This is a genomic window from Anoxybacillus dikiliensis (assembly GCF_050613275.1).
GTDB lineage: Bacteria > Bacillota > Bacilli > Bacillales > Anoxybacillaceae > Anoxybacillus.
Map to the genome: position 1 here is coordinate 982,938 of NZ_CP187112.1, position 12,814 is coordinate 995,751.

11 protein-coding genes are annotated in these 12,814 nt (G+C 45.8%); all 11 read left to right on the plus strand.

What is annotated here, in order from left to right:
• The first annotated feature begins 26 nt into the window (after positions 1–26).
• Entirely contained in the window at positions 27–2,696 is a 2,670-nt protein-coding gene (locus ACPF7I_RS05250) for a calcium-transporting P-type ATPase, PMR1-type (RefSeq protein WP_430744379.1), read from the plus strand.
• A 99-nt stretch (positions 2,697–2,795) separates the two neighbouring features.
• Positions 2,796–3,674 carry a YicC/YloC family endoribonuclease gene (locus tag ACPF7I_RS05255; RefSeq protein WP_430745969.1) on the plus strand — a complete coding sequence of 293 codons (879 nt, stop codon included), beginning with the start codon at positions 2,796–2,798 and terminating at the stop codon, positions 3,672–3,674.
• 24 nt (positions 3,675–3,698) lie between these two features.
• On the plus strand, positions 3,699–4,319 hold the full coding sequence (gmk, locus tag ACPF7I_RS05260) for a guanylate kinase (protein ID WP_430744378.1): 621 nt from the start codon (positions 3,699–3,701) through the stop codon (positions 4,317–4,319).
• 1 nt (position 4,320) lies between these two features.
• Entirely contained in the window at positions 4,321–4,530 is a 210-nt protein-coding gene (gene rpoZ, locus ACPF7I_RS05265) for a DNA-directed RNA polymerase subunit omega (protein ID WP_430744377.1), read from the plus strand.
• Positions 4,531–4,599: 69 nt separating this feature from the next.
• Positions 4,600–5,802: a bifunctional phosphopantothenoylcysteine decarboxylase/phosphopantothenate--cysteine ligase CoaBC gene (gene coaBC, locus ACPF7I_RS05270; protein WP_430744376.1), complete on the plus strand. Its 1,203-nt coding sequence runs from the start codon at positions 4,600–4,602 to the stop codon at positions 5,800–5,802.
• Entirely contained in the window at positions 5,799–8,213 is a 2,415-nt protein-coding gene (gene priA, locus ACPF7I_RS05275) for a primosomal protein N' (protein WP_430744375.1), read from the plus strand. The genes coaBC and priA overlap by 4 nt, the downstream gene beginning before the upstream one ends.
• Positions 8,214–8,230: 17 nt before the next feature.
• Complete coding sequence (gene def / locus ACPF7I_RS05280) at positions 8,231–8,704, plus strand: peptide deformylase (protein WP_430744374.1); 474 nt, start codon at positions 8,231–8,233, stop codon at positions 8,702–8,704.
• The gene (gene fmt / locus ACPF7I_RS05285; protein WP_430744373.1) at positions 8,701–9,645 is read left to right on the plus strand and encodes a methionyl-tRNA formyltransferase; all 945 of its coding nucleotides are present in this window, start codon (positions 8,701–8,703) and stop codon (positions 9,643–9,645) included. Before def ends, fmt begins: the two co-directional genes overlap by 4 nt.
• Positions 9,638–10,984: a 16S rRNA (cytosine(967)-C(5))-methyltransferase RsmB gene (gene rsmB, locus ACPF7I_RS05290; protein WP_430744372.1), complete on the plus strand. Its 1,347-nt coding sequence runs from the start codon at positions 9,638–9,640 to the stop codon at positions 10,982–10,984. Before fmt ends, rsmB begins: the two co-directional genes overlap by 8 nt.
• Positions 10,981–12,030 carry a 23S rRNA (adenine(2503)-C(2))-methyltransferase RlmN gene (gene rlmN / locus ACPF7I_RS05295; RefSeq protein WP_430744371.1) on the plus strand — a complete coding sequence of 350 codons (1,050 nt, stop codon included), beginning with the start codon at positions 10,981–10,983 and terminating at the stop codon, positions 12,028–12,030. Before rsmB ends, rlmN begins: the two co-directional genes overlap by 4 nt.
• 30 nt (positions 12,031–12,060) lie before the next feature.
• Entirely contained in the window at positions 12,061–12,810 is a 750-nt protein-coding gene (locus ACPF7I_RS05300) for a Stp1/IreP family PP2C-type Ser/Thr phosphatase (RefSeq protein WP_430744370.1), read from the plus strand.
• Positions 12,811–12,814 lie beyond the last annotated feature (4 nt).

Genomic DNA, 12,814 nt, shown 5'->3' on the forward strand with positions numbered 1-12,814 from the left:
TAAGACAAAGCGGAAGGGGGAGAGAAATGAGCTGGCACGGACTGCGTATCGAGCAGGTAGAGAAACAAGTAAATACAAAAATTGGCTTTGGATTAACGGAAAAAGAAGCGAAAAGACGGCTAAAACAATTTGGAAAAAATGAGCTATCGGAAGAAAAAAAACCGTCTGCGCTAAAACAATTTTTTAGTCAGTTTCAAGATTTTATGGTGCTCGTCCTATTGGCGGCAACCGCGATTTCCGCTGTATTAGGCGAATACATTGATGCGGTCGCGATCGTGGCGATTGTCATCATCAATGCTTTTTTAGGATTTATACAAGAGCGCCGAGCGGAAAAGTCGCTAGAAGCATTAAAAAAATTATCGGCACCAGAATCGCTCGTTTTGCGGGACGGCGAATGGGGAAAAGTGCCGTCTGCTCAGTTAGTCGTTGGCGATATTGTCAAATTTGCAAGCGGCGATCGCATCGGGGCGGACGTGCGCATCATTGAAGCGAAAGGGTTGTATATTGAGGAGTCGTCGTTGACGGGCGAGTCGCTTCCCGTCGAAAAACAAACAGCGCCACTTGTAGATGATGTGCCATTAGGTGATCGCACAAACATGGCGTTTATGGGCACGCTCGTGACGAAAGGGAGCGGCGTCGGCATCGTCGTTGGAACGGGAATGAATACGGCGATGGGACAAATCGCTCACTTATTGCAGTCAGCACCGACGATGACGACACCGTTGCAGCGGAAGCTCGAACAGCTCGGAAAAATTTTAATCGTCATCGCTTTAGCTCTTACAGCGCTCGTCGTCGTGCTTGGTGTTTGGCAAGGACATGCGTTATATGACATGTTTTTAGCCGGTGTATCGCTTGCGGTCGCCGCCATTCCAGAAGGATTGCCAGCGATCGTCACCGTCGTGCTCGCGCTCGGCGTGCAACGAATGATGAAGCGAAACGCCATCGTGCGCAAGCTTCCTGCTGTCGAGACGCTCGGATGCGCGTCTGTCATTTGTTCCGATAAAACAGGAACGATGACCGAAAATCAAATGACGGTGACGCGCGTATGGGTGAATAACCGGTTATGGACAGTAAGCGGGACGGGCTATGAACCGAAAGGAACGTTTTTATATAACGGCAAACAAGAAAAAGTAGATGCCGCATTACAGCAAATATTATTATTTGGGGCGCTATGCAATCATGCGGAAATAAAGAAAAAAGGAAAAACATATATGATTGACGGCGATCCGACCGAAGGTGCCCTCGTTGTTGCGGCGGCGAAAGCAGGATGGACGAAAGAAAAAATTGCCGCTGAATTTACGATTGAACATGAATTCCCGTTTGATTCTACGCGAAAAATGATGACGGTCATCGTGAAAGATCGCGCGAATCGGCGCTTTATTGTTACAAAAGGTGCGCCAGATATGTTGCTAGAACGTTGTCGTTTCATATATATCGACGGTCAGACGAAACTTATGCGCGACCAAGAGCGGAAACTGGTGCAACAAACGGTCAATACGCTCGCCTCCCAAGCGTTGCGAACGATTGCGATCGCCTATCGACCGCTTTCTTTGACGGAAACAATGAACGATGAAACGAAAGCGGAAAGCGACTTGACGTTCATCGGGTTACAAGGAATGATCGATCCGCCGCGGAAAGAAGTAAAACAAGCGATTGCGGAATGTAAAAAAGCAGGCATTAAAACGGTGATGATTACAGGCGACCATATTTTAACCGCGAAAGCGATCGCCCAGCAGCTTCACATGTTGCCACCAAACGGAAAAGTAATGGACGGAAAGACGTTATCGACGTTGTCTGTCGATGAACTAGAAGATGTCGTTGAAGATGTGTACGTTTTTGCGCGCGTATCACCAGAGCATAAATTAAAAATTGTGCAAGCGTTGCAAAAACGAGGGCATATCGTCGCGATGACAGGCGATGGCGTGAACGATGCCCCAGCGATTAAAACAGCCAACATCGGCATCGCGATGGGCGTGACCGGAACAGACGTATCAAAAGAAGCCGCATCGCTCGTTTTGTTAGATGATAACTTCGCGACGATTAAAGCAGCGATTGAAGAAGGACGAAACATTTATGAAAATATTCGTAAATTTATTCGTTACTTGCTTGCATCAAACGTCGGTGAAATTTTAGTTATGTTGTTTGCGATGATTTTAGCGCTTCCGCTTCCGCTCGTTCCGATTCAAATTTTATGGGTCAATCTCGTGACCGATGGGCTGCCAGCGATGGCGCTCGGTTTAGATCCTGCGGAAGATAACGTCATGAAACGGCCGCCGCGTCATCCGAAAGAGGGGGTTTTCGCCAGAGGGCTCGGCTGGAAAATCATTAGTCGCGGCTTTCTCATCGGCATGGTGACGTTGATCGCTTTTCTCGTCGTGCATACGCGACACCCGGAGAACTTAACGTATGCCCAGACGGTTGCCTTTGCGACGCTTGTGCTTGCCCAGCTCATTCACGTATTTGATTGCCGAAGCGAACGGTCGGTGTTTGACCGCAATCCGTTTGAAAATATGTATTTAGTGCTCGCGGTGTTGTCGTCGCTGCTGTTGCTGCTTATTGTCATTTATTATCCACCGCTTCAGCCGATTTTCCATACCGTTTCGCTTCCTCTAGCGGATTGGTTGCTTATTGTTGGGTTATCGTCTATTCCGACGTTTTTACTTGCTGGTTCGTTATTTGCGCGCAGACGTGCATGAAATGTTTTCGTCATATAGCGATATATGTTATAATGAGGGAAGGTAATGGAGCTCATCTGTTACCTTCTTTTATTTCATATGTACGATGGATGTGAGAATATGATCGTCAGCATGACAGGGTTTGGTCGAGCAAAAAAAGAAAATGAAAACATAAGCGTTACGGTGGAAATGAAATCGGTCAACCACCGTTTTTGCGAAATTTCGATCCGCATGCCTAGACAGTGGATGATGTTTGAAGATAAAATAAAAAGAGTCATTACAGAACATATTGCACGTGGACGTGTTGAAGTATTGATTACCATTGAAGGGGAACAGCTTGTTGAACGAACGGTGCATGTCGATTGGCAGCTTGTTGATGCGTATTATCGTCTACTAACTGACGTGCGCAGTCGGTTTCACTTGACGGACGATGTATCGCTTCGAGATGTTGTACATATGCTGTCAAGCGCGGTTGAAATGACGGAACAGCCGCTTGAAAATGATGCGCTTCTCTCTTTACTTTTACAAGCGACAAAAGAAGCGGTCGAGCAATTGAAACATATGCGCGAACAGGAAGGAAACGCGTTATTAGCAGACATGCTGATGCAGCTGGAGACGATTGAGAAAAGCGCACATCGCGTTGAACAGCTCGCGCCGACGGTCGTCGCTTCTTATCGCGATCGCATACATAAACGAATGCAAGAATTTGTGCAAGGTGTTGTAGATGAGCAACGGCTGTTGACGGAAGTCGCTTTGTTTGCGGAAAAAGTCGATATTCATGAAGAATTAAAACGCATATATAGCCATATTGAACAATTTCGTCGCATCGTTTCTGAAGGGGGAGCGGTCGGACGAAAGCTCGATTTTCTCGTTCAAGAGCTCAATCGTGAAATAAATACGATTGGTTCGAAAGCGAACGACCGCCACATTGCTTCCGAAGTTGTCGAAATGAAAAGCGCCCTTGAAAAAATTAAAGAACAAGTGCAAAATGTAGAGTAGTTTGTTTATGATAGAAAGGCAGGGATGAGCGTGAAAGAACGAGGGTTATTAATCGTTTTATCAGGGCCGTCAGGCGTTGGGAAAGGAACGGTACGAAAAGCGTTATTTTCGCAGCCGGATATTCAATTGCAATATTCCATTTCCGTCACAACGCGCCAGCCGCGCGAAGGCGAAGTGGACGGCGTCGATTACTTTTTCAAAACGCGCGAACAGTTTGAACACATGATTCGCAACAATGAGTTGCTAGAATGGGCAGAATATGTTGGCAACTACTACGGTACGCCAATTGAGTACGTAGAAAAGACGTTGCAAGAAGGAAAAGACGTCTTTTTAGAAATTGAAGTGCAAGGAGCGATGCAAGTTCGCAAAGTGTTTCCAGAGGCGCTCTTTATTTTCCTCGCTCCGCCAAGCTTAAGCGAATTGCGTAAACGAATTGAAATGCGCGGAACGGAATCAGAGGACTTAATTCGCGATCGCTTACAAGCGGCAAAAGAAGAATTAGAAATGATGGATGCATACGATTACGTTGTTGAAAACGATCAAGTAGAACTAGCATGCGAGCGCATTAAAGCGATTGTCATGGCGGAACATTGCCGACGTGAACGTGTTGCACAACGATATAAAAAGATGTTGGAGGTAGAGTAATATGTTATATCCTTCCATTGACTTGCTTATCACAAAACTCGATTCAAAATATACACTCGTCACAGTTGCGGCAAAACGCGCCCGCCAATTGCAAGTGAAAAATGACTTAACGATCGAAAAACCTGTGTCGAAAAAATTTGTCGGCAAGGCGTTAGAAGAAATTGCGGCAGGTCATATTGAAGTCGTTAGCGAAGAAGAAGCAGTGCAATAAACTATTTACGACAACCTAGTTTTTAGGTTGTTATTTTTTTACAAATACCGAACGAAAGGGGCAACGTCGATGCTTCACCAAAAAAACATTTTATTATGTGTTACAGGGGGCATTGCTGTATATAAAGCAGCGGCACTCACAAGCAAACTTGTGCAAGCGGGGGCGAATGTCAAAGTCGTCATGACGGAAGCTGCTTGTCAATTCGTTACACCGCTTACGTTTCAAGCGTTATCAAAAAACGAAGTGTACGTTGATACATTCGATGAAAAAAACCCGAACGTTATTGCACATATTGACTTAGCTGATTGGGCACATATCGTACTGGTTGCCCCTGCGACCGCAAACACGATCGCAAAGCTCGCCTATGGTTTCGCTGATAACATGGTGACAACGATTTTACTTGCGACGAAAGCACCGGTTTGGCTTGCGCCTGCGATGAACGTCCATATGTACGAACATCCAGCGGTACAACAAAATATGCGCACATTGCAATCGTATGGCTATCGCTTTATTGAGCCAGCGGAAGGGATACTTGCGTGCGGTTACGTTGGAAAAGGGCGATTAGAAGAGCCAGAAACGATTGTTTCGTTGCTTGAACAACATATGGCGACAGAGGCGTTGTTGAAAGGTAAAAAAGTGTTAGTGACAGCGGGTCCGACGCGCGAAAAGCTCGATCCTGTTCGCTTTTTCAGCAATCATTCGACAGGAAAAATGGGATATGCCATCGCAGAGGCGGCGCGCGACTTTGGTGCGGATGTCGTTCTCGTTTCGGGACCGACATCGCTTCCTAGCCCTGCTGGTGTAAATATCGTTCGCGTAGAAAGCGCACAACAAATGTACGAAGAAGTGATGAAGCATTTTCAACATAGCGATATCGTCATTAAAACAGCGGCAGTAGCAGACTATCGCCCGAAATATGTGGCTGACAATAAAATAAAAAAACAGCAAGGAGACTACACCGTCGTTCTTGAGCGAACGATCGACATTTTACAAACGCTCGGCGAACAAAAAACGCACCAATTTTTAGTTGGTTTTGCGGCAGAAACGAACGATGTGGAACGATATGCGAAAGAAAAGCTTGCGCGCAAAAATGCCGATATGATTGTCGCAAATAACGTCGTCCAAGAAGGAGCAGGGTTCGGCACGGATACAAATATTGTGACGATATTTAAACGAGACGGAACGGCAAAGCAACTTCCACTCTTGCCAAAATCGGAAGTGGCAAAACAAATTTTACGTGAAATTTATTATGAAATTGAGGGACGCCTATGACGGTCGCTTCTGTCATCGTTGATATTCCTACGAGTCAAACGGATCGCCCATTTGATTACGCGATCCCATCGGAACTTGTCGGTGTTGTACAACCAGGCATGCGCGTTGTCGTGCCATTTGGCAGGCGTTTTTTACAAGGATTTGTTATTGAACTGAAAGAAACGACAGACATGCCGCTCGAACAATTAAAGCCTATTCATTCTCTTTTTGACGTTGTTCCTGTATTTAATAAAGAATTGTTGCAACTTGGAAAATGGCTAGCTGAAACGACGCTTTGTTTCATGGTATCGGCGTTTCAAGCGATGTTGCCCGCAGCGATGAAGGCAAAATATGAGAAAGACATTCGTTTAATCGAGCGACATATATCACTCGTCCACGAAGATGTGCGAGCGCTGTTTGGCGACCGCTTGACGATTCCGTGGAGCGATGTCGAAAACACGCCATACGTGCGCCTGTTGCAAAAAGAAATTGCAAACGGTCATATGGAAGTCGTTTACCGAGTTGAAGAAAAAGGAAAAATAAAGAAAGAGAAGTGGATTGAATTATGTGGAAGTGACGAGCATGTGACACATATATTAATGTCGCTTCCAAAGCAATCGGTCAAACAAAAACAAGTGCTTGAGCGTTTGCTTACGGCACGCGCCTTACCGTTAAAACAGTTGTTGCATGAGACAAATTGTACACGATCAACCGTTCAATCTCTCGTCGACAAACAGCTCGTTATCATAAAAGAAAAAGAAGTATATCGCGATCCGTATGCAAACCAATCATTTGCGAAAACAACACCGCTCGCTTTAACGGATGAACAACAACAAGCGCTAAACAATATCGGACAAGCCATTGCGCAAGACATTCACGATGTCTTTTTAATGTACGGCGTCACAGGAAGCGGAAAAACAGAAGTGTATATGCAAGCGATTGATCTCGTTTTAAAAAAGGGAAAAGAAGCGATTGTGCTTGTGCCTGAAATTTCGCTGACTCCTCAAATGGTGAAGCGGTTTAAAGAACGATTCGGCTCAAAAGTAGCTGTTCTTCATAGCGGTTTATCGCTTGGAGAAAAGTATGACGAGTGGCGAAAAATTCAACGGAAAGAAGTGCAGCTTGTCGTTGGAGCTCGTTCTGCCATTTTTGCACCGTTTGAAAACATCGGCATCATCATTATTGATGAAGAACATGAAACGAGCTACAAACAAGAAGAATCGCCTCGCTATCATGCGCGCGATGTGGCGATTTTCCGAGGTCGTTACCATCGTTGTCCTGTTGTGCTTGGCAGCGCTACACCATCGCTCGAATCGTTTGCGCGCGCTCAAAAAGGGGTATATAAACAAGTAACGTTAACGAAGCGAATGAATGACCACGCGATGCCCCCTGTAGACATTGTTGATATGCGCGAAGAACTGCGCGCAGGAAATCGCTCGATGTTTTCTCGCCTTTTATTTGAAAAATTAACGGAGCGTTTACAAAAAGGAGAACAATCCGTTTTATTTTTAAATCGTCGTGGCTATTCGTCTTTCGTCATGTGCCGCGATTGTGGTCACGTCATTCAATGTCCGCATTGCGACATCTCACTCACGTATCATCGCTTCCAACAACAACTGAAATGCCATTATTGTGGCTACGAACAGCGAATGTCGTCGAACTGTCCTGCTTGTCAAAGCGAACATATTCGCTTTTTCGGAACGGGAACGCAAAAAGTAGAAGAAGAATTAACAAAATTGCTTCCAGAAGCGCGCGTCATTCGGATGGACGTCGATACAACGAGCCGAAAAGGAGCACATGAACGACTGCTTCGGGAATTTGGAGAAGGAAAGGCCGACATTTTGCTCGGCACGCAAATGATTGCCAAAGGGCTCGATTTTCCAAACGTCACGTTAGTTGGCGTATTAGCAGCAGACACGATGCTTCACGTCCCTGATTTTCGGGCAGCAGAAAAAACGTTTCAATTGTTGACGCAAGTAAGCGGTCGAGCGGGGCGGCATCATTTGCCGGGTGAAGTCGTCATTCAAACGTATACACCTGAACATTATAGCATTCAATTCGCAAGCAAACATCATTATGAGGCGTTTTATGAACGTGAAATGATGAACCGAAAAAAACACGGGTATCCACCGTTTTACTATTTAACGCTCATTACGGTGTCGCATGTTGATCCGCTAAAAGGAATAAGCATCGCTGAAAAAATTGCTGCACATGTGAAAAAACATTTGTCAGCTGAAGCGGCTGTACTTGGGCCTGTTGCTTCTCCGATTGCGCGCATGAACGATAGATATCGTTACCAATGCATGATAAAATACAAGCGGGAAGCGAACTTAACGACAGCGCTCCGCACCATTATGGAACATTATCAGCGCGGGATGGCGCGCGGTGATGTGACGATTACGATTGATTTAAATCCATATATGATGATGTAAATAAGGGAGGAACCGTTTTGGCCATTTTACCGATTGTGACCTATCCGGCACCTATTTTAGAAACCGTTTGTCAGCCGGTCACCGTATTTGACCGAAAGCTAACTAAGCTACTAAACGACATGTACGATACGATGATGGCGGCCGATGGGGTCGGATTAGCCGCCCCGCAAATCGGCATCGACCAACAAATTGCGATTGTTGATATTGGCGACCGTCATGGGCGCATCGAGTTAGTGAATCCCGTCATCGTTGCCGAAAGCGGTGAACAAATTGGGCCAGAAGGATGCTTAAGTTTTCCGGGGTTATTTGGGGAAGTGAAACGTTCTCAATATGTGAAAGTACGCGCGCAAAATCGTCGCGGTCGCCCGTTCGAAATCGAAGCGACAGGCTTTTTAGCGCGCGCGTTACAACATGAAATCGACCATTTGCACGGCATATTATTTACGTCAAAAGTGATTCGCTATTATGAAGAAGGGGAGATCGACGGATGAACATCGTATTTATGGGCACGCCTGATTTTGCCGTGCCGGTTTTAGAACAGCTCGTGAAAGATGGATACAACGTCGTTGGCGTCGTGACACAGCCTGACAAGCCGAAAGGGAGGAAACAACAGTTGACGCCACCTCCTGTGAAAGTGACAGCACAATCATACGGCATTCCTGTGTTGCAGCCGACAAAAATTCGCGAACGAGAGCAATACGAGCAAGTGCTCGCCTTGCAACCGGATCTTATCGTAACGGCGGCATTTGGACAAATTTTACCGAAACCGCTTCTTGACGCGCCAAAGTATGGGTGCATTAACGTGCACGCCTCGCTTTTGCCAGAGTTGCGCGGAGGAGCACCGATTCATTATGCGATTTTACAAGGAAAAGAAAAAACAGGAATTACGATTATGTATATGGTTGAAAAACTTGATGCAGGCGACATATTAACGCAAGTGGAAGTGCCGATCGACGAACGCGATACGGTCGGGACGTTGCACGACAAACTTAGCGAAGCGGGGGCGAAACTGCTTTCTGAAACGCTTCCGAAACTGCTTCATGGCGACATCACACCGATGAAACAAGATGATGAACAAGCAACGTTTGCATACAACATTAAACCAGAACAAGAACGAATCGATTGGACAAAAACGGGAGAAGACATTTATAACCATATTCGCGGCATGAATCCGTGGCCTGTCGCTTATACGACGTATGGCGATGAACGTTGGAAAATTTGGTGGGGAGAAAAAGTACGAACGTCTTCACAAGCGAAGCCGGGCGCCATTGTCGCCGTTGAACGCGATGGCATTGTCGTTGCAACCGGCAACGAAACAGCGATCAAAATTACTGAATTGCAACCAGCCGGAAAGCGAAAAATGAGCGCTACTGACTTTTTACGCGGTGCAACGATTGAAATCGGGACAGTATTAGGAGGAAAGAATGAGTAAAAAAAACGTCCGAAACTTAGCGTTAGATGTGCTAATAGATATTGAAAAAAAACGAGCATATAGCAATTTATCATTACATCATGTGATCGAAACGAACGAATTATCCGCCCAAGACGTTGCGCTTTTAACAGAGATCGTGTACGGCACGATCCAACGACGCGATACGCTTGATTACTATTTACAGCCGTTTGTGAAAGGAAAAATTGAGCCGTGGGTGCGCCTGTTGCTCCGAATGTCGCTTTATCAAATGGTATTTTTAGACCGGATTCCTGATCGCGCCGTGTTATTTGAAGCGGTAGAAATAGCAAAACGTCGCGGCCATCGCGGCATCGCCTCGCTCGTAAACGGGGTATTGCGCTCCATTCAGCGCCAAGGGTTGCGCTCGTTTGATGAAATAAAAGACGACATCGAACGTCTAGCCATTGCGACAAGCCACCCGCTTTGGCTCGTCCGTCGATGGGTGGCGCAGTTTGGCGTAGAAGAAACAAAACAAATGTGCGAAGCAAACAACTTGCCGCCAGAACAAACCGCCCGCGTAAACGCGATGCGTGTAACGGTTGAAGAAGCGATCGCCCGCTTAAAAGAAGAAGGGATGGAAGCCGTTCCTTCTTCTGTCGTGCCGGTTGGGATAAAAATGGTCAAGGGGAATGCAGCGAAAACGAGCGTGTTTCAAGAAGGGCTTCTTACGATTCAAGACGAAAGCTCGATGCTTGTTGCTTACGCTCTTTCTCCAACCGAAACAGACGTCGTGTTAGATTGTTGCGCCGCACCGGGTGGAAAGACGACACATATAGCTGAACGAATGAACAACAAAGGCCGTATCGTTGCGTTAGATATTCACGATCATAAAGTAAAACTCATTGAGCAGCAGGCAAAACGTCTAGGTTTGTCGAATATTGAAGCGAAACAACTCGATAGCCGTCAAGCACATACGCAATTTGCTGCTGAAACGTTTGATCGCATATTAGTTGATGCCCCGTGCTCAGGGCTTGGCGTCATTCGACGGAAGCCGGAAATTAAATATGCGAAAAACGAAAAAGATATTGCGCAACTTGCCGGTATTCAACGAAATATTTTGCGGGCGGTCGCTCCGCTTGTAAAACGTGGTGGAACGCTCGTATATAGCACATGTACGGTCGATCGGGAAGAAAACGAACAAGTGATCGCGACGTTTTTAGACGAACATCCACAATATGAGCTCGATGAGACGCTTGCTTCGCGTCTGCCATCATCGGTTGCGCCATACGTGCGTCACGGCATGTTGCAATTGCTTCCACATCACGTATATAGCGACGGATTTTTTATCGCAACATTGAAAAAGAAAGGTGAAATGATATGAAACCATCCATTTACTCGATGCGTTTAGAAGACTTGCAAAGTTGGGTGGAACAGCAAGGGGAAAAGCCGTTTCGCGCCACACAAATTTTTGAATGGTTATATAAAAAACGAGTGACGTCATTTGAAGAGATGACAAATATTCCAAAATCGTTGCGCGAACAGTTAGATGAACATTTCGTCATCACGACATTAAAAACGCTCGTACAACAAACGTCAAAAGACGGAACGATGAAGTTTTTATTTGAACTTCATGACGGCTATTCGATTGAAACGGTGCTTATGCGCCACGACTACGGGAATTCCATTTGTGTCACGACCCAAGTCGGCTGCCGAATCGGCTGTACGTTTTGTGCTTCAACGTTAGGGGGGTTAAAGCGCAATTTACAAGCAGGTGAAATCGTCGCCCAAGTCGTCAAAGTACAAAAAGCGCTCGATGAAACGAATGAACGAGTGAGCAGCATCGTCGTCATGGGAATTGGTGAACCGTTTGATAACTATGATGAGCTCATCAAATTTTTAAAAATCGTGAACCATCCAAAAGGGCTGCATATTGGCGCGCGTCACATTACTGTATCAACGAGCGGCATCATCCCAAAAATTTATCAATTTGCCGATGAAAATATGCAAATTAACTTCGCGATTTCGCTTCATGCGCCAAATACGGAATTGCGCTCGAAGCTAATGCCGATTAACCGCGCGTATAAATTGCCAGAGCTGATGGAAGCGGTGCGCTATTACATTGAAAAAACGGGGCGGCGCGTGACATTTGAATACGGTTTATTTGGCGGTGTGAACGATCAAATTGAACATGCTGAAGAGCTTGCTGAGCTGATTAAAGGATTAAAATGTCATGTCAATTTAATCCCGGTCAACTATGTGCCTGAACGAAACTACGTGCGCACGCCGCGCGAGCAAATTTTTGCGTTTGAGAAGACGTTGAAAAAACATGGCATTAACGTAACGATTCGCCGTGAACAAGGGCACGATATTGATGCTGCATGCGGTCAGCTACGTGCGAAAGAGCGAAAAGAAGAAACGAAAGTGTAACCGAGATCGAAGTAAGGAAGTGATACGTATATGAAGGCGGTCTTTCAAACGGATGTCGGGAAAATAAGGTCACATAACGAAGATAACGGTGGCGTTTTTATCAATCAAACAGGCGATTATTTAGCCGTTGTCGCTGATGGGATGGGCGGTCATCTTGCTGGTGATGTGGCAAGTGAAATGACGATGACGCAGTTAAAAGAGTTTTGGGAAGAAACAGAAGAAATGACGTCCCCACAGCAAGCGGAGACGTGGTTAAAAGAACATATTATGAAAGTGAACGAATCGCTTTTTCAACACTCTCAAACGAACGATCATTGTCAAGGGATGGGCACGACGATCGTTGCCGCAATTTGTACAAAGCAGTTTGCGACGATTGGGCATATCGGTGATAGCCGTTGTTATTTACTAAACGCAAATGGATTTCAACAAATGACAGAAGACCATTCCCTCGTCAACGAATTAGTGAAAAGCGGACAACTATCAAAGGAAGATGCGGAATATCATCCGCGTAAACATGTGCTATTGCGGGCGCTCGGAACAGAGCAAGTAATTGAACTCGATGTAAAAACGGTCGCTGTCGATGAGGGGGATATGTTATTGCTTTGTTCTGACGGCCTTTCGAATAAAGTGCCTGAACAGACGATGGTAGACGTATTAACGTCGGATCGCTCGCTTGAAGAAAAAGCGCAAGCGTTAATTGATGTGGCAAACGAGCACGGTGGGGAAGATAACATTACGTTAGCGATCATACAATTTTTAGATGTGAGTGAAAGTAGGTGATCGC